Source organism: Ruminococcus sp. AM42-11, assembly GCF_003480145.1.
GTDB lineage: Bacteria > Bacillota > Clostridia > Lachnospirales > Lachnospiraceae > Blautia_A > Blautia_A faecis.
This window is the reverse complement of record NZ_QUIO01000001.1, coordinates 224,713-243,142: the sequence shown is the minus strand read 5'-3', so window position 1 is coordinate 243,142 and position 18,430 is coordinate 224,713. Positions and strand designations below refer to the sequence as shown.

Annotated in this window: 19 protein-coding genes; 15 read left to right on the top strand and 4 right to left on the bottom strand. The window is 40.8% G+C overall.

All coding sequences use genetic code 11. The features are described 5' to 3' along the window. Positions 1–129: 129 nt before the first annotated feature. The 7 genes from DW904_RS01060 (at position 130) to DW904_RS01025 (ending at position 8,337) form a co-directional block, all read left to right on the top strand. Positions 130–1,668 (top strand): DUF5060 domain-containing protein, encoded by a 1,539-nt coding sequence (locus tag DW904_RS01060; protein WP_202187646.1) that lies wholly within the window; start codon positions 130–132, stop codon positions 1,666–1,668. A gap of 195 nt (positions 1,669–1,863) precedes the next feature. Further along, positions 1,864–2,652 (top strand): TIM barrel protein, encoded by a 789-nt coding sequence (locus DW904_RS01055; RefSeq protein WP_118577709.1) that lies wholly within the window; start codon positions 1,864–1,866, stop codon positions 2,650–2,652. 104 nt (positions 2,653–2,756) lie between these two features. Continuing rightward, positions 2,757–3,092: a sugar-binding domain-containing protein gene (locus DW904_RS01050; RefSeq protein WP_118577708.1), complete on the top strand. Its 336-nt coding sequence runs from the start codon at positions 2,757–2,759 to the stop codon at positions 3,090–3,092. A gap of 38 nt (positions 3,093–3,130) precedes the next feature. Continuing rightward, on the top strand, positions 3,131–5,215 hold the full coding sequence (locus DW904_RS01045; protein ID WP_147422276.1) for a glycoside hydrolase family 2 TIM barrel-domain containing protein: 2,085 nt from the start codon (positions 3,131–3,133) through the stop codon (positions 5,213–5,215). 137 nt (positions 5,216–5,352) lie between these two features. Next, positions 5,353–6,006: a family 78 glycoside hydrolase catalytic domain gene (locus DW904_RS01040; RefSeq protein WP_118577706.1), complete on the top strand. Its 654-nt coding sequence runs from the start codon at positions 5,353–5,355 to the stop codon at positions 6,004–6,006. Positions 6,007–6,389: 383 nt separating this feature from the next. Beyond that, positions 6,390–7,226: a hypothetical protein gene (locus tag DW904_RS01030; RefSeq protein ID WP_118577705.1), complete on the top strand. Its 837-nt coding sequence runs from the start codon at positions 6,390–6,392 to the stop codon at positions 7,224–7,226. A 73-nt stretch (positions 7,227–7,299) separates the two neighbouring features. Continuing rightward, positions 7,300–8,337, top strand: a complete 1,038-nt coding sequence (locus DW904_RS01025; RefSeq protein WP_243110240.1) for an N-acetylmuramoyl-L-alanine amidase — start codon at positions 7,300–7,302, stop codon at positions 8,335–8,337. Here the strand turns inward: DW904_RS01025 and DW904_RS24795 are convergent. After that, positions 8,219–8,488 (bottom strand): DUF6783 domain-containing protein, encoded by a 270-nt coding sequence (locus DW904_RS24795; RefSeq protein WP_347561986.1) that lies wholly within the window; start codon positions 8,486–8,488, stop codon positions 8,219–8,221. The two genes, DW904_RS01025 and DW904_RS24795, sit on opposite strands and share 119 nt — an antisense overlap. On the opposite strand from DW904_RS24795, the gene DW904_RS24790 reads away from it, so the two are divergent. The 4 genes from DW904_RS24790 (at position 8,387) to DW904_RS01005 (ending at position 12,381) form a co-directional block, all read left to right on the top strand. Beyond that, positions 8,387–8,635: a DUF6783 domain-containing protein gene (locus DW904_RS24790; RefSeq protein ID WP_347561985.1), complete on the top strand. Its 249-nt coding sequence runs from the start codon at positions 8,387–8,389 to the stop codon at positions 8,633–8,635. The two genes, DW904_RS24795 and DW904_RS24790, sit on opposite strands and share 102 nt — an antisense overlap. 124 nt (positions 8,636–8,759) lie before the next feature. Next, on the top strand, positions 8,760–9,887 hold the full coding sequence (locus tag DW904_RS01015) for a linear amide C-N hydrolase (protein ID WP_243110239.1): 1,128 nt from the start codon (positions 8,760–8,762) through the stop codon (positions 9,885–9,887). Between the two features lie 406 nt (positions 9,888–10,293). Beyond that, the gene (locus DW904_RS01010) at positions 10,294–11,700 is read left to right on the top strand and encodes a YfcC family protein (protein ID WP_118577704.1); all 1,407 of its coding nucleotides are present in this window, start codon (positions 10,294–10,296) and stop codon (positions 11,698–11,700) included. A gap of 114 nt (positions 11,701–11,814) precedes the next feature. Further along, on the top strand, positions 11,815–12,381 hold the full coding sequence (locus DW904_RS01005) for a M15 family metallopeptidase (protein ID WP_118577703.1): 567 nt from the start codon (positions 11,815–11,817) through the stop codon (positions 12,379–12,381). On the opposite strand, the gene DW904_RS01000 is transcribed toward DW904_RS01005, so the two are convergent. Beyond that, entirely contained in the window at positions 12,378–13,550 is a 1,173-nt protein-coding gene (locus DW904_RS01000) for an ATP-binding protein (protein ID WP_243110238.1), read from the bottom strand. The two genes, DW904_RS01005 and DW904_RS01000, sit on opposite strands and share 4 nt — an antisense overlap. After that, the gene (locus tag DW904_RS00995; protein WP_118577702.1) at positions 13,547–14,221 is read right to left on the bottom strand and encodes a response regulator transcription factor; all 675 of its coding nucleotides are present in this window, start codon (positions 14,219–14,221) and stop codon (positions 13,547–13,549) included. Before DW904_RS00995 ends, DW904_RS01000 begins: the two co-directional genes overlap by 4 nt. Before the next feature lie 174 nt (positions 14,222–14,395). Here DW904_RS00995 and DW904_RS00990 point away from each other — a divergent pair, with 174 nt between their 5' ends. From DW904_RS00990 to DW904_RS00980, 3 genes are all read left to right on the top strand, one after another. Further along, complete coding sequence (locus DW904_RS00990; protein ID WP_243110237.1) at positions 14,396–15,556, top strand: TlpA disulfide reductase family protein; 1,161 nt, start codon at positions 14,396–14,398, stop codon at positions 15,554–15,556. A 128-nt stretch (positions 15,557–15,684) separates the two neighbouring features. Further along, entirely contained in the window at positions 15,685–15,846 is a 162-nt protein-coding gene (locus DW904_RS00985; RefSeq protein WP_118577701.1) for a CD1871A family CXXC motif-containing protein, read from the top strand. Positions 15,847–15,853: 7 nt separating this feature from the next. Next, positions 15,854–16,696, top strand: coding sequence for a 4Fe-4S binding protein (locus tag DW904_RS00980; RefSeq protein WP_118577806.1), 843 nt, complete (start codon positions 15,854–15,856; stop codon positions 16,694–16,696). Between the two features lie 128 nt (positions 16,697–16,824). On the opposite strand, the gene DW904_RS00975 is transcribed toward DW904_RS00980, so the two are convergent. Continuing rightward, on the bottom strand, positions 16,825–17,781 hold the full coding sequence (locus DW904_RS00975; RefSeq protein ID WP_118577700.1) for an L-lactate dehydrogenase: 957 nt from the start codon (positions 17,779–17,781) through the stop codon (positions 16,825–16,827). Positions 17,782–18,009: 228 nt separating this feature from the next. Here DW904_RS00975 and DW904_RS00970 point away from each other — a divergent pair, with 228 nt between their 5' ends. Continuing rightward, positions 18,010–18,429, top strand: a complete 420-nt coding sequence (locus DW904_RS00970; protein WP_118577699.1) for a transcriptional repressor — start codon at positions 18,010–18,012, stop codon at positions 18,427–18,429. Position 18,430: the final 1 nt, after the last annotated feature.

The following is an 18,430-nucleotide window of genomic DNA, read 5'->3' as shown; positions in this document are numbered from 1 at the left end:
TAGAAACGTAGTTTTAGAAATTAATGGTATATACACCGGTATGCTGAAGAGAAATTCTTGGTATACCGGTGTTGTAGTACTATAACAAAATGTTTAGAGGAAAAAGTATAGAGATAAAGGAGAATGAAAATGAAACAGTTCGAAATATTCACCTTAAAATTTAATGGAAAACAGCCACAGGGGTCCTGGTCAGAAATTGATCTGACTGCAGAATTCACCTGTAATGGAAAAATGAAAAAAGTATATGGATTTTATGCAGGAGATGGACAGTATGAAGTGCGTTATCTGCCACAGGAAAATGGACTTGTGGAATGGAAGGTAACCGGTCTTTTTTCGGCAGAAGGAAAAGAAGAATGTGTTCCATGTACAGATGGAATTCACCATGGTGTAGTAAAACCCAATGGAACTGCCATGCAATATGAAGACGGTACGATCTGCCGTACTTTTGGAACTACTGTTTATGCCATGATGCATCAGCCCAAAGAAGTAATTGAGCAGACTATTGATACTATGCTGCACTCTCCATTTAATAAAATCCGTACCTGCGTCTTTCCGAAACATTATGTATTCAATGAGAACGAACCAGAATATTTTGCATTTGAGAGAAAAGGAGATGGAAGCTTTGATTTCCAACAGCCATGCATGAAATTCTGGAATGCAATGGATGAAATGCTTCAGATTTTTGACGAACACGAGATCCAGGTTGATCTGATTCTGTTTCATCCGTATGATTGGTGGGGCTTTTCCAAGATGACGAAGGAACAGTATCTGCCGTATCTGCATTACTTGCTGGCGCGTCTGGCAGCTTATCCCAATGTGTGGTGGAGCCTTGCAAATGAATACGACTGTATGAATGCTTTTTCAAAAGAAGACTGGAAAAGCATTGAAAATTATATCAGCCAGACTGATGTTTACGGACATATGCTCAGCTGTCATTATATGCTGGAACCTTATGATTATAGCTGTGAGAATGTGACACACTGTTCTGTACAGGGGGATGTAACTGAAGTGGAAAACCTGATGAAGCAGTATGGCAAACCGGCTCTGATGGATGAATTTGGTTATGAGGGAAATATTTTTTGTCACTGGGGAAATCTTTCTGCCTTTGAGGAAGTGCACCGTTTCTGGTTGTGCTGTGTGATGGGTGGTTATGGGACACACGGAGAAACTTATATGAATGATACAGATACTCTTTGGTGGGGAAAAGGTGGCAGACTGGTAGGAGAGTCTCCTGCAAGAATTGGATTTCTTCGTGAAATTTTGGAAGAATTGCCAGCGGCATTGGAACCGGTTCCCAGTTCTTTTGTAACACCAGAGCTTTTGCTGGCAGTGAAAAATGGTAAAGCGGAGATTCCACAGGACGATTTTATTCGGGCAGTTCTTCGTCTCCCGGCCGAGCGCGCAGTTGAAATTGTACGAAATCTGAAAAAGGATACCCGCATTTACACCGGACATTGTGGAGAGGATGCTTATCTTGCATATTATGGAAGACATTGTACCGCTGAAGGAGAACTGGAATTACCGGAAAATCATAGTTACGACATTGAAGTTCTGGATGTATGGGAAATGTCACGCAGTAAAGTTATGACTGGTGTAAGTGGAAATGTGAAGTTGAAGCTTCCTGGTAAGGAAGGAATTGCAGTACTGGCGAAGTGTACGACGTTGTAGGATGGAAATTTAATTGAATTAATGTAGTATACAGGGGAGGCATTACAGCTAAAGGATTATGGGATGAAATAATTAATTATTGTGAGGTGAAATAGAATATATGAAAATTTCTGCTTTTTATGAGAATATTCTGGATGCTGTGAATTTTGAACATTTGGATATGAAAATGTTTTGGCGCAATTGAAGCGGGAAGGAATGGAAAAAGTATATATTTCTTATGAAACGTTGAGAAATGACAAGGAGAAATCAGTTCTGAAAATGTTACAGGAATTGGAGTTGGGAGTAGAAGGGGTGTATGGATTTTTTTACTTTGATCATTTTCCAATGGATGACAGCTATAAAAATATGATTGATCTGGCAGTGAAAGTAAAAGCTCAGAATGTATTGTTTGTGCCAGGTTTTATAACGGAGGAAGATATAGCAAGGGAAAAACAAATCAAACAAAATATGTGGACAGGACTAAAAAGAGCCGTTCAGTATGGGAAAAAACAGGGGGTAGCTGTTTCAATAGAGGATTTTGATGGACTTACTGCTCCATACTGTAGAGTTTCAGGAGTAGCAGAATTTTTAGAGAATGTACCAGGATTAAAATTGAGTTTTGATACAGGGAATTTTGTAATGTTTCATGATGATGAACTGAAAGCATTCGAAATATTTAAAGAAAAAATCTGTACGGTTCATTTGAAAGACAGATGTTATGAGAGAGAGGTTACTTACGTTGAAAATAGTCTTTGTGGAAAAGATAAAAGTGGCGACAAATATATTGTAGAGTACCCAGTTGTAGTTTGTGCCGATGGAGAAAGAGTCTGTTCGGTTCCCGTAGGAGATGGTTTTATACATATTAAAGAGATTATGTCAAGGCTTAAGAAACTGGGATATGATGGTGGATTTATTGCAGAATTATATGGATATCCCGCAGAGATTATGTCTGATGGAATAAGAAAATCTGTGAAATGGATCAAAGAAACCTGGGAAAAAATATGAGATTAAAATAATAGCAAATGAAATATTTTCCTGTATCTAGTCCGAAGATGGGCCTTGCAGATCACATGCACTAATGGGCTTGTTTCAAAAAGGAGTATTAATGAATGAAAAAAACAAAGTTTAATCAAAGCTGGAAAGTTAGCAAAATTGACGGAAAAATCCTTGGACAGCAGATTAATGGTTTTCCGGAAGGAAAATCCATTAACCTCCCTCATGATGCTATGATTGAGGAAAGCACAGATATAAATAGCAGAAATAATACCCAAACAGCATATTTTCCAGGGGGTTATTACCGATATACAAAAGACTTCACAGCACCGGAAGAATGGAAAGATAAAATCATTAATCTGGAATTTGAAGGCTCTTATATGAACAGTCGAGTATATCTTAACAATAATTATGTGGCTGCTGCCATTATGGTTATTCAAATTTTTATGTAAATCTGGACAAGCATTTGTTATATGGAAAGAAAAACCGGGTGGAGGTTCTTGTAAATAATGAAGAACTGAACAGCAGATGGTATACAGGAACGGGACTTTATCGTAATGTTTGGCTATATGAAGATGAGCAGATACATTTTGCCATTGACGGTATTAAAATTTCAACACCAGATGTAGAAAAAGATATGGCTTTAGTACTGGTACAGTCAACTGTAAAAAGTGAGGATAAATTAAATCATAAAATTACAATAAAAACAGAAATTTTGGATAGAGATGGATTTGTAGTAACAGAAGAATCGAGCTGTTCCACAATTTATGGGCAGACAGAACAGAGCCATTACCAAAGAATTGGTATTGTGAATCCCCAATTATGGGATAGTGATAATCCGTATCTGTACACTTGCCGTCTTACATTGGAAAGTGACAGAAAATTTATTGAACAAGCGGAAGTGAAGTTTGGAGTCCGGAAGCTTCAGATGGATAGTATACATGGGCTTCGTATTAATGGAAAACAAGTGAAACTTCGTGGAGCTTGTATTCATCATGATAATGGTATCATTGGAGCTTGTACTTTAGAAATGGCTGAGGAGCGAAGATGTTGTTTGTTAAAAGAAGCGGGATTCAATTGTATTAGAAGCTCCCACCATCCTCTGAGCAAGGCGATGTTGGATGCCTGTGATAAATATGGAATGCTTGTTATGGATGAATTCTCCGACATGTGGACATGGTCAAAGAATATGAACGATTATGCTACATATTTCGATATGGACTGGGAAAACGATGTGGAAAAAATGGTAGTAAAAGATTATAACCATCCATCAGTGATCCTTTACAGTACAGGAAATGAAATTCAGGAAGTTGGAACGCCAAAAGGCGTAGAAATAAACCGTATGATTGCAAGAAAAATCAGAAGTATTGATTCTACACGTTATGTGACTTGTGGGTTTAACGGGTGGCTTGCTGGTATCGATTATGAGCAAACAATTTCTAAAGATATCAAGGAGAAGGCCGTACGAGAAAATAAAAATCTTAACGATATGATGGGTGAAATGATGGATATAGGGGATGAAAAAATGATTGCCAGTATGGAAGTACATCCAATTATGACAGAACGAATTGATGCATTTATGGGCTGTTTGGATGTTGCCGGCTACAATTATCTAACACTTCGTCATGAAATGGATCGTGAACGTAAGTCTCACAGGGTAGTACTTGGATCGGAAACATTTCCATGTGATATCCCAGAGCTTTGGGAAATTGTAAAGAGAAACAATCATGTAATTGGTGATATGACCTGGACTGGTTATGATTATTTGGGAGAAGCTGGGCTTGGTACCATAAAATTTGAAGGTGAGAAGGAGATAATTGGAAGAACTTCTTGGTCAGGTGATATTGATATTACTGGTAAACGCCGCCCTGTTAGTTATTTCAGAGAAATTGTTTATGGCATTCGAAAGGCTCCTTATATAGCGGTAGAAGATCCGGCTCATTTTGGAATAAAACAACAGAAAAGTAAATGGGCATTTGAAGACAGCATTCCAAGCTGGACTTGGAAGGGTTACGAAGGAAAAACGATTATCGTGGATGTGTACTCTGCATCTGATGAAGTGGAGCTATTTATTAATGGTAAATCACAAGGAAAAAAACAGACTGGTGAGAAAAAACGCTTTACAGCTAAATATGAGGTTACATATGAACCTGGAACAATACTGGTGAAAGCATATTATATAGGTAATAAATCTCAAGAGTTTATTTTAACAGATGAAATTCATACAGCGGAAGAGAAAGTGAATCTGGAAATAAGCAGTAATATAACAGAGCTTCGTCCAAATGGATCTGATATAGCATTTATCACGGTGGAATTATGCGATAAAAACGGCATTGTAAATATGCAGGCAAAAAAAGATATAAGGATTGAAGCGCAAGGAGTAGGTGTTGTTCAAGGGTATGGAAACGCAGATCCTTATTTTCAAGGAACATATCAGCAGAAGACAATTCCCACATTTGAAGGACGTGTACAGGCAGCAATACGTGCTAGTTATGAAGAGGGAGAAGCTATAGTACGTTTTATGACAGAAGGATGTGCGAGTGTAGAAATGAAAATTCCAGTGAAGAAATGTTGATAAAACTTTATTTTTGTATACGGAAGATATTGTACTGCTGATAGAATTTTGCTTTCAAAAAGCCTGTGTAATATTAAAGCATATGAAAATAGAAATTATTATGAGGGCTCAGTTACGGATATGAGGAGCAAAGAAGAATGGGGATTATGATGTTCACGAATGCAAAGTGGATTGGAGTTCCGTTGTCAGAAATTATAAAATGGAATATTTTACAAGGAGATATGAACAATCGTTTTGCTTTTTTTCATCTGGATATAGATTTAGAGGAAGTTGGAAAACTGTTTTTACAAATAACAGCAGTTGCCAGATATAGATTATGGATTAATGGAAAACCTGTATTGTCTGGTCCATGCAAAGGAGATCGGTATCGTCAGTATTATGATGGTGTGGATGTATCAGACTATCTGAAAAAAATGTTTGAACTTTGGAGAGTACTTCCTGAAAAGGGATGTACTACATGCCCAGAAGTTCCGGTTAATAGTAGAAGTGAGTGTCATGCGTGGAGTGCTCAGCCGATTTATGAGTTTATTCATCATATTCTTGGGCTTTGCATTGAAGAGGCAGGATGGGAGAAAATTAGCATTTCACCGGATTTTTCGGTGCTTAAAAATATGAATGGACAGCTTGTAACACTAATGGGAATATTGAAATTTATGGTTAAAAAGACAAACGAAAAGGTGAGAATTGAATTGGATATTCCTAAAGGGATTAACTCCTCTTTGTGTTTGGGCAGGGAGAAAGTCATATTGCACGCAGGCCTAAATGTGTATGAGAAAAGCTGTATACAGTAGAAATTTTCTATACGGCGATAATGTTTTACAATAGTGGGTGTGATTCCAGGCGGTTTTAGGCTGAAAAATGGAGAGTATGAAGATATTTGTCTTTATTATATTGAACTACGATAAAATGTAAGATAATATTGTTATTAGATAGTATGTATAATTGCATGCAACACATAATTTAATGTTGTTTTTGTTATAAAACAAATGTTTTTTGATAAAAATAAAATTATGAAAAGTTTATAAAAATGGAAATTAGTATAGTAATTTTACGAGTGTTTTGATAAACTATAAGAAATAAAGGAAGAAAGAAGGTGACGTGGACTGAGACACAGTCAGAGGAAATAATAAAGTACATGAGATGACTATACTGAATCTAAAGAAGGGAAATGCTCATGTCAAACACAAAACATGAAGATGCGATTATGAAAATGGGTTTTCGGTATTTTCGTGATCAGATACTGAAGATGCTGGGAATTGATTACGATTATGTGGATATCGGACCTACAGAGCTTGTGGAATTAACCATTCATTCCATGTTTATGGACTTTACATTTCTGACGACAGAAGATTTTTATATTCATGTGGAGTTTCAGACCACGGATTCCGGGGAAGGTGATCTGAGACGGTTCCATGCATATGAAGCTGTTTTTTCTCATGAAACAGGGAAAAAGGTGGTTACATATGTGATTTACTCTGGCGGCATTAAAAATGCCAGAGATACACTGGATTGCGGAACTTACTCGTACAAAATCTCTCCTGTATTTCTGACACAGAAGAGCGCGGATGAAGTTTTTCACTATTTGCAGGAGAAGAGCAGAAAGGGAGAAGCCTTTTCGGATGAGGACTATGCGAAGCTGTCATTAACACCATTGATGAGTAGCGGACAAGATCGGAAAGATACTATAAAAACAGCTATATTACTTGCAAAACAGGATACCAGAGTAACTGCAGAAAAGACAGTAGCAATATTGTATACTTTGGCAGATAAGTTCCTGCAGGGAAATGAGTTGGAGGAAATAAAGGAGGTTGTAGCGATGACAAGATTAGGTCAGATGTTGTACGATGATGGATTAAAAGCCGGAAAAAGTGAAGGAAGAATAGAAGGAAGTGACAGAATGGCATCATTAACCAAGAAGCTTTTGGAAGCTGACAGAATGGCTGACTTGCAACTTGCGTTGGACGATTCTGGATTTCGTGAAAAACTGATGAAAGAATATGGAATAAAATAAAGTGAATTAAGCTAAGCGAAGGGTCGGAGAAATCCGGCTCTTTGTTAAAAAGCTGGATTTCAGGGGGGAGAAATTGGGAAAGAGAAATTTAAACAGATTATTTACAGGAATGATTCTGGCAGGAGTTTTAGGGATTTCCTGTCCGGAGATGGAACAGCTGGCAATTGTCACTGCACAGGCAGAGACTAATGTACAAGAGGGAACTACACCTTCGGACAAAACTACAGTAACTACCGCTTCGCTACAGTCTTCTGTAACCTGGAAAAAGAAAGGCGGTAAGCATTATTGTTACCGTAACGGCAGGAAACTAACCGGTTTTCAACAGATTGATAGTGCCTGGTACTATTTCAATTCGAAAGGCGTCATGTACACTGGCTGGCAACATATACGCAATCATTATCGTTATTTTTCGAAAAAAACAGGCAAAATGCGAGTAAACACCACAATTCAGGGCAGAAAAATAAACAGCAAGGGAATTTGGACTCCGGTAGTAGTACTGGATCCAGGACACACCGGTGTGGTAGCCGGCGGCTATGAACCGTTGGGACCAGGTTCCAGTGAAATGAAAGCGAAGGATACTTCCGGCACAGAAGGTATCGCAACAGGTGTTGCTGAGTATCAGATGACTTTAAAAGTGGCGAAACAGCTTTCCACGGCGCTGAAGAAGCAGGGGTGCAAAGTGGTTATGACCCGAACAAACAGTAAAAATCCTCTAAGCTGCATTCAGCGCGCCAAAGCAGCCAACAAAGCCAAAGCAGATGCATACCTGCGCATTCACGCCAACGGCAGCAGTAATTCCAGCACAAACGGCGCTATGACCATCTGTGTTACAAAGAACAACCGCTTTGTTTCATCTAAATTATACAAAAAAAGCTATGCACTTTCCCAGTCAGTCCTTAATGCTTACGTAAAAGCAACTGGCTGCCACAAAGAATATATTTGGCAGACCGACACCATGACCGGCAACAACTGGAGCAAAGTCCCCACCACTCTCATCGAAATGGGCTATATGTCCAATCCAACCGAAGACCGGAATATGCAGACCAAAGCTTACCAGAAAAAGATGGTAAAAGGAATGGCAGAAGGAATAAAAGCTTATTTCCTCGGCTGACCATGATCAAACACGCTCTAGAGCGTGTTTGAAAAATCATTCCTGCAATCTGCACGCCCCACTTTGCGGTATATTTCACCCGAATTCGGTTGTCGTAGCCCGCTACGACGCCCTCATCCGGGCAAAATCTCCCACAAATTGTGACGCACATCTTGCAGAAAGCCTTTTTCAAACACGCTCTAGAATGACTGCTTTAATGAAAGCATTGCTGGCTTCTGACCGAATGGCTGATGTACAACTTGCTTTGGATGATCCTGGATATTGTGAAAAGTTGATGGAAGAATATGGAATAAAATAAAGTTAGGTTATAGATAAAAATAGGTTAATTCAACAGAAAAACAAGTCATATCCAACAATTGTCTTGCATACCTATTATTTAATCCAGTATAATGATTATATCAAAAATATTACAGGAGGGGGGTATGCAGATGAGGACACAATCGAAGAAACATAAGATAATCCGTACGGTTTTACTGGTGATTCTTTTGCTTCTGATAGTGGCTGCGGGTGGTTTTATTTCAGTGTATGAGGGGCGTTTTCAAACCATAAGCAGTATACAGAAAGTGACAGATTACGACGAGTATAATCTGTATCGCATGGATGTGAAATATGATTATGATCTGGATCGACTGATCGAATACGGCATAACAGATAACCAGAGCTTTGTTGATGCCATTGTGAAAGAGGCACTTCCTATCTTGCCAGTACATATTAAAGCACCGGATTTTGGCTGCAGTGCTTTTACCCTGCAGGAAGCAGACGGAAATGTGCTGATGGGCAGAAACTATGATTTCAAACGGTATACTTCCGCAATGCTGGTTTACTGTGAACCGAAGGGTGGTTACAAATCCGTGGCTTTCGCAGCATTGGATAATATCTCTGCAAATATTCCGGATGTGAGTATGAAGAAAAAGCTTGCCACATTAACAGCACCATTTATCTGCCTGGATGGCATGAATGAAAAAGGGGTATCTATTGCAGTCCTTACTTTGGACAGCGAACCGGTTCACCAGAATACAGGCAAGCCGGTGATCGGAACTACGCTTGTGATCCGTTTGATTCTGGACCGTGCGGCAACTACAGAAGAAGCCGTAGAGCTTCTGAATCAGTATGACATGTTTGCTACAAGCGGCAGAGATTATCATTTTTATATCACAGATGCTTCCGGTGATGGCAGAGTAGTGGAGTATGACTGTGAAAGTGAAACCAGAGAATTGGTTGCCACATCAATTCGCTCCATTACGAATTTCTTTGGACTCTATGAGGATAAAGTCCTTCCGAATCAGAAGAATGGCATTTACGGTCACGGAAAAGAGCGGTATGACAAAATGGAAGCTATTTTTGACTATGAGGAAGTTTACAACAGTGATGTTGCATGGGAGGCTTTGAAGGCCGCATCACAGGAGCCGTCAGAGGAGGAAGTTACCAGTAATACCCAGTGGTCTATTGTTTATGATGATACCAATCTCACCGCAGAGATTGCCCTTCGGAGAAACTGGGATGATGTGATCGGGTATAATCTGAAGGATAACGCGATTACACTAAAATAATAACATAGAGCCTGTTTCAAACATAATCCGGTAGTCTTAAAGGAAGAGAAAGACACGTGAACCAGAAGTTCAATATAAGGTTTTAAATGCCTCGTCAAAGGGAAGCTTCATCATTTCCCCGGCGGGGCATTTTGATTATTTGAAATACTAATCTTGTTACAGTGTTGACTGGAATGTTAGTGAAATTTGTCTATAAATTTGAAACAATATGTCAACTTAGTCTGAAAAATAACGCTTTAACACGTTAATTTTGATTGACTCCATAGTATATGCAGTGTATTATGAATTTATAATTGCTGTTTGCGGAGTGGATAAATGTATGGGGTATGCATAAGAAAAAAGTGTAAAACTCTTCAGGCAAAGCGAATAGTTTTTATAATCCATCTATCTAAAGGGGGAGTCATTTATGACGGGAAAGAGAAAAAGAAAACTGGCAATGCCAGACACCCTGATCATCGTAGCATCCGTTGTACTTCTGGTGGCGATTCTTTCATGGATCATTCCATCCGGAACCTACGATTATCAGGAAATGAACATCAATGGAAGAATTCGAAACGTAGCCATTGATGGAACTTATCACACAATTGATAAATCCGAAGTTACCACAACCGGATTCCTTGGATTTTTCAGTGTACTGTATCGAGGCTGCGTGGAGGCTGCTGATGTAATCTTCATGATCCTCTGCTGCTGCGGAACTTTCGGTGTTGTGGTGAAAACAGGTGCTTTCCATGCAGGAATCGGAACCATTTTAAAGAAACTGAAGGGAAAAGAAATTCTGCTTGTTCCAATCATTATGATGATCTTCGGACTGGGCGGTTCTGTGTTTGGTATGGCAAGTGAATTCTATGGATTTTATCCATTGATCGTAGGTCTGGGAGTTGCTCTTGGATATGATGCAATGTTCGGATTTGCCATTATTGCAGTTGGAGAGTTTGTTGGATTTATGGGAGCGACATTGAATCCATATTCTGTAGGAATTGCCCAGACAATTTCAGGTGTAGAGCTTTATTCCGGAACCGGATACCGTGCGATCTGCTTCGTGATCTTCATGGCAATTTCCATTATCTATGTAATGGTTTACGGGCGGAAAATTAAGAAAAATCCAGGTGCATCCGTTGTATTTGGTGAAAAAAACATTCATGCCTTTGACAGAGATGAGTTAAATGAATACAGCTTTACCTTAAAAGATGGTCTGGTTCTTCTGGATGTTCTTGTAGTGCTGGTTGTTCTTATGCTGGGTCTGATCAAATGGGGATGGGATTTCCCGCAGCTTTGTGGCTTGTTCCTTCTTATGTCTATGATTGCTGCAGCAATCTGTAAGTGGTCTCCGAATAAATGGTGCAGTGAGTTTATTGACAGCGCAAAGACTGCAATGTGGGGATGTATCCTTACTGGTATTGCGAAGGCTATCACAGTTGTTATGCAAGATGCGCAAATTATGGATACTGTTATCTACGGCTTGTCAAATGTGCTGAAAAATGCGCCTCATGCAGTTTCTGCACAGGTAATGCTTGTAGTACAGACTCTGATCAACTTCTTCATACCATCTGCAACAGGCCAGGCTTCTGCAACCATGCCGATCATGGCACAGCTGGCAGATATTATTGGTGTGAGCAGACAGACAGCAGTTCTTGCATTCCAGTTTGGCGATGGACTTTCCAATATTTTCTGGCCGACGGCAGATATCGTTATCATCTGTGGCCTTGGTGGAATTTCCCTGCAGAAATGGTATAAGTGGTTTACACCGCTGTTTCTGATCTTGTTTGTGACACAGGCGATTTTGTTGGGAATTGCAACTGGAATTGGTTTCTAGAGCCTTTTTCAAACACGCTCCGGAACTTCAAGGAAAAGCTTCAAGAACATTAATTGTTTGATAACCAGTGAACTTTAAAAACATAAAGGTAACTGTTCTGAAAAGGTAAGTCTAATGGAAAGAAAAGGAAACTTAATTAAACTTACGGACCTGTCTTCCGATTTCATCATCGACCTGAAATATGCCACGCCGGATAATTTCACTGGCGTGCAGGTGTACCAGTCAGCGGATTGCTGGCTGGATGAGCACACAGCGCAGATCCTGATAAAAGCGAAGGAAATTTTCGAAAAAGATGGCTATCGGGTGAAAATCTGGGACGCTTATCGTCCAATTCGTGCGCAGAAGCGGTTCTGGGAGATCATGCCAAATGATGATTTCATTGCCCGTCCGCCGGATATGACGAAAATTAAGAAATTCCGTCCTACTCATATGAACGGAATGTGTGTTGACGTCACACTAACTGATAAAGAAGGCAACGAAATCGAAATGCCATCTCCGTTTGACACTATGGACGAACGCGCTGCTTTGAATTCTTCCGGTCATTCCGAAACCGGAAGAAGAAACGGCGAGTATTTGAAACAAGTAATGGAATCCGTAGGCTTCCAGGCATATGAGTGCGAATGGTGGCATTTTTATGATGTATCTACGGATCCGGCGCCGTTTTCGGATTATGAAATTTAATTTTTTGAACTACTAACGGGCAGCATAAGTGCAATTATGCTGCCTTTTTCATTACTTTCTAATACTTTTACTGAGCCACCGTGTTCCCGCGCAATGGAGTCAACCAGTGCCAGTCCCAGTCCGGCACCGCCCATAGCCCGGCTGCGGGACTTGTCTACACGGAAAAAAGGATCAAAGATTTTTTTCTGATTTTCAGGTGAAATGCCGATGCCGGTGTCCTTTACCAGGATCATGACCTGGCTGTTTTTTTCCTTCACTGAAACTGTGACAGAGCCATTGGGACGGTTATATTTAATGGCATTTTCTACAAGATTGTAGACTGCACGATAAAGAAGTACATAGCTGCCGGTAACATCGGTATGCGAATCCTGACTGGCGCTGTCATCAAAATGAATTGAAATCCCTGCTTTTTCTGCAACTGGATCCAGGTCGCAGAAAACTTCATCAACAAGCTCTTCCAGTGTAACCTGATCTGTTCGTGGAACAGACTTCAGATTCGTCATGTCAAGAAGGGTTCCCACCAGCTGGGAAAGCCTTGCTGTCTGTTCCTTGATCATAGTGAAAAGTTGTTGGTATTCAACCATTTCCGGTTCCTGCTTTTTCTCAAAAACTTCCAGGTTGGTCTGCAATACTGCAAGTGGTGTCCGCAGCTCATGAGCTGCATTTGCAGAAAACTGTTTCTGTGTACTAAAGGCATTGTCCAGCCTGGCCAGCATTTCATTGAAAGAGCTAGTCAGCTGTGCAATTTCATCCTTTGAATTGGGAACTGCCAGCTGGGTGGAAAGGTTCTGCGCCTGGATCTGACTGACTTCACTGGTTAGCTTCTGCAGCGGCGTAAGGGTCTTTTTTGTAAGAAAATAAGTACACACGCTGGAAAGAAGAATAATGATCGTGGTGGCAATAACACTTCGGAGAAGAAAATCCTCCTTGGTTTCCTGAATTTCCTGTTCAAACTGAGGAAAAAGAGCTTTGGGATCTACATTAAAGGTAATGGGTGAATCTCCATCCTGTGGATCCACCTTGATCATATAATTCTGCAATCCGTCCATTCCCGATACGGCAGAATGGCTGATGAAGAAGTACATAAGAACACAGGAGACAATCATCAGTAAGGACAGCAATAAAGTGAGTTTCAGCTGAAGTGAGGTGTGGAAACGTTTTTTTATCATCTGTATTCCTCCAATATATAGCCCTGGCCTATTTTATTCTGAATAGGGTCAAATCCAATTGCAGCCTTTAGTTTTTTTCTAAGAGATGAAATGTGCACACGGATGGAATTGCTGAAGGTATTTACGCTTCCGTCCCAAATATGTTCAATCATTTCTTCCGGTGAAATTACACGGTTCTGATGGAGCAGGAAATATTCCAGAAGGCTGCTTTCTTTTCTGGTAAGGGAAATCGGCACTCCATTTACAGAGGTTTCTCTTGTTCTGGTATCAAAGGTAAGCTGATTCCATTTCAGGCATACATCCTCCTGAACAAATTTCCGCCGGGTAAGGCTTCGGATTCTGGCTTCCAGCTCCTGAAAGTGAAAGGGTTTGGTAAGATAATCATTGGCTCCCAGATCCAGACCGTTTACTTTATCTTCAATCTGATCACGGGCGGACAGGATCAGAACCGGGGTATTGGTATTGTGCTCCCGGAACTGGCGGAGGATTTCCAGACCGTCCGTGCCGGGAAGATTTAGATCCAGCAGGATCAGGTCATAATTTTCTGTCATACACAGGCAAAGCCCTTCGTCTCCATCGAAACAGATATCTGTTTCATAACCATCTATGCGAAGTCCCTCCGCAACAGAGCGGCAGAGCTGTTCTTCGTCTTCTATAATTAAAATGTGCATAGCTACTCCTTTCGTAATATGATTTTGCGCAGATCAGATACTCGCAAAAAAGAGAGTATTTATAATTTAAATATTATCATATTTTGAAAAAAATAGAAATCTTAACACAGATTTTATAGGAAAGATGTTAAAATACGTTCAGATAAATAAAAAACGCTGAAAGGAAAATTAAAAATGATGAATAAAAAAAGACTTATGGCAATTCTGGCAGCAGGAGTTCTGACAGCAACATCTTTCAATCCGGCTATGATCAAGGCTGAAAGCGTATCAGCAGAAGAAGCTGGCATGGCAGTTCCTGCAGATGCAGCAGGCATGAGCGTACCTGCGGATGCAGCTGGCGCAGCAGTTTCTGCAGATGAGGCCGGTGCGGCAGTATCAGCAGACGAAGCCGGCGCAGTGGTAGCAGGTGACGGTTCTGAGACAGCTGTTTTCTCTGAAGATGGTACACCTGTGAAAAAAACAGTAAAAGCGGCAGATATTAATATGAAGGTGCAGGATTCCTACGATTTCCCATTCCTTGGATTAAAGGCAGTCCTTCCGGAAGAACTGAAGAAACAGATAGAAAGCTCAGATATGCTTATGATCACAGAGGAAGAATGGAATGATGATATGACTGGTTTCAAGTATGCTTTTTTCCACTGGAATAAGCTTACTGAGGACCAAAAAAACGAAGATGTAAACCTTCTTGGAACCGGCTATGAGGATTGGCTTAAGAGCATCGAAAGAGTTGGTACACTTGGTGTTTACAGCAAGGATGTGATCGATGATCTGGATTCCATCACAGGCTGCAACGAGCACAAAGAGCTGGGAACAAGCGAGGATGGAAATTATAAGTACTATCTCAGCATTAATAAAGATGCAGAGTCTGATCTGACAGACGAGATTGAAAAAATTGAGACTACAATCACTGAAATGACAGCATTTGATCCAAACAAATCTGTATTTGATATGCCGGCAGAGAATGCCAACCCGGCTGCAGGAAATGTAGGCGCATTTGAGACAACGGATATTGATGGAAATGCCTATACAGAAAAAGTATTCAGTGACTATGACCTGACTCTTGTAAACTGCTTTACAACCTGGTGCTCTCCGTGTGTAAATGAAATGCCAGACCTTGACAAGCTTTATCAGGAGATGAAGGAAAAGGGTGTGGGCGTAGTTGGAATGGTTATCGATTCTGTAGGCGAGGACGGAACTACAGATGAAGATACTGTGAAAAAAGCGCAGATTCTCAAGGAAAAAACAGGAGTTACCTATCCTCTTCTGATTCCGGATGCAGGAAACATGAATGGACGTATCAGCGGTCTCAGCAGCTCCCGGAATCCTTCTTTGTAGATAAAGATGGAAACATTGTAGGAGATCCGATCATGGGCAGCAGAAATCTGGAAGACTGGAAAACAGCTGTAGAGGATGCACTGGAAAAAATTAATTCCGGAAAATAAAAAGTGGTTAGGGAATGTAGGATGAAAAATTATATAAATAAAATCACTCAGTGCAAATGGACAGGAATCGCCCTTGCAGCGGTGGGGATTCTGATGATGGCCTTTGGTATTTACCGGGGTGAAATGGAAGTTGTTTTTACAAAAGCTGTAAATATCTGTATGGAGTGTATTGGAATTGGATGATAAGAAAATGAACATAAAAAACTGGCCCAGACATACCATACAGGCACTCTGGGCGGCACTTACAAATTCCCATATATCCGGATTTGTAACTGGAAAAATATATACAGGAAAGCTGAAAAATGCCTGTGTTCCGGGACTGAACTGCTATTCATGTCCCGGGGCAGCAGGAGCCTGTCCAATTGGATCCTTACAGGCCGTGGTTGGAAGCTGGAACTTTAAATTTGCCTACTACGTAATCGGATTCCTGATTTTCGTAGGAGCGATCCTGGGAAGACTGGTGTGCGGATTTCTCTGTCCGTTTGGACTGATCCAGGATCTGCTGAATAAGATTCCTTTTCCAAAGAAAATTCGTACTTTCAAAGGAGACAAACTTCTTCGAAAGCTGAAATACGTGATTTTTCTGGTGTTTGTAATTCTGCTTCCCCTGTTTCTCACAGATATAATGGGCCAGGGAGCACCCTATTTCTGTAAGCTGATCTGTCCGGCAGGAACTTTGGAAGGCGGACTGCCGCTGGTACTTTTGAACAAGGCTATGCGCGGTGCCATTGGATGGCTGTACATATGGAAAAATACAATTCTGATCGTGACAATTGTTCTTTCCATTATCATTTACAGACCATTTTGCCGTTATATATGTCCGCTTGGTGCGTTTTATTCCGTATTCAATAAGGTTTCCATTTATCGCTACCGTGTAGATATGGAAAAATGCGTTCACTGTGGAAAATGTGCAAAGGCTTGCCAGATGGTGGTCAACCCTGTGGAAAACCCCAACAGTCCGGAATGTATCCGTTGCGGACGGTGTAAGCAGGCATGTCCGGTACACGCCATTGCAAGTGGGTGCAAGAGATAACAGGAATGTTTTTACCATTTTTATGGGGATTAACTTTATGTATGCTTTATAAGTAAAAAAGCTTACTGCGATTTAGACATTGAAAAAATAAATGTCTAAGTTGTAGTAAGCTTTTATTATTTATGGTGTCAGGAAATACTCTCGATTACATTACGGAGATACTCGTAGCAGATCTTAAGATTTTTCTCACCCTCTTTATCCAGCGGAATCTGCAGTGTGCGTTCCACGCCATTTCGTGAAATAACGCATGGAAGGCTCATTGCGATTCCTTCTAATCCGTATTCCCCTTCCAGAACAACGGAAGCCGGTACAACGGCACGTTCATTTCGCATAATGGCTCCTACAAGACGGCAGACGCTGAGGGCGATGCCGGAGCTTGTGTAGCCCTTCAATTCTACAATGTCCAGACCGCTGACCTTCACCTCGTGAAGCAGCTTTTCACAGTCAACAGGCTCTTTCAGACCAAACTGTTTCTGAAAATCATGGAAAGGAATTCCTACAATATTAACCGCATTCCATGGAATAAAGCTTGTGCCGCCGTGTTCGCCCAGAACGAATCCGGTGACATTTTTTGCATCTACACCGCACAGGTCGGCAAGCATTTTATTGAAGCGGGCGGTGTCCAGAAGAGTACCGGTACCGATCAGAAGATTTCGGGGATAGTTGAATTCCTTCTGTGCAATATAAGTAAGAATGTCCATTGGATTTGAAACATTGATAATAATGGCAGAACGGGTGTAAGTGGTGATCTGTGTCATGATCTCCTTCATCACCTGTACATTGGTCTGCAGTAGCACCATGCGGTCACGGGAGTTACCTGGCTGAATGCTGGGACCTGCGGTGTTGATGATAATTTGGGCGTCTTTACAGTCCTCGTAGGTACCCACCCGGATGTTTGCGTTGGCACTGTATGCAAAGGCGGTGGTGTGGCTGGCATCCAGTACGACTCCCAATGCTTTTTTTTGATTTCTGTTTATGACAACGATCTCATCTGCAAGATTCATTCGCAGAAGAGAGTCCAGAATTGCAGATCCCACATGACCTGCGCCGATCAGAACAATTTTTCCATAACTTATATTTTCCATGATGTCAGGCTCCTTTAGAAATGTAAACTTTCATATATAGTGATGTCACCGATAGACGACATGTCTGTTTTGTGAATAAGAATAGCACTTGTGTGCTGCAGAAACAAGAGAATTTTTGATTGCACTGTAAAAAATACGGAGTGACAAAAATGAAAACGATTTTCATATTGACTTTGAAAAAGAATCTGCTATAATATGAAAATGATTTTCAAATTGGAGGCGCGGGAAATGAGCGAAAAAGCACAATATCGTACCAGACAGATTACAGAGCTGGAGAATTATCTGTGCTCTATGGAAGGAAAACATGTTACAGTCAGCGATATATGCAAATACTTTAAAAGTCAGGGGATTTCTATCGGAACCACAACGGTGTACCGCCAGCTTGACCGGATGGTGGAGCAGGGACTGGTTGCCAAATATGTGGTAGACGGCACCAGCAGTGCATGCTTCGAGTATCTGGGACATGATGAGCATTGTCATAAGCATATATGCTTTCATTGCAAATGCGAGAAGTGTGGAAAGGTGATTCATCTGGAATGCGGGGAAATGGCACATCTGGGCGAGCATATGCTGGCAGACCATGGATTTCAGTGGGATTTTACCAGGACGGTGTTTTATGGAATCTGTGAGGAGTGTAGAGGAAAATAAT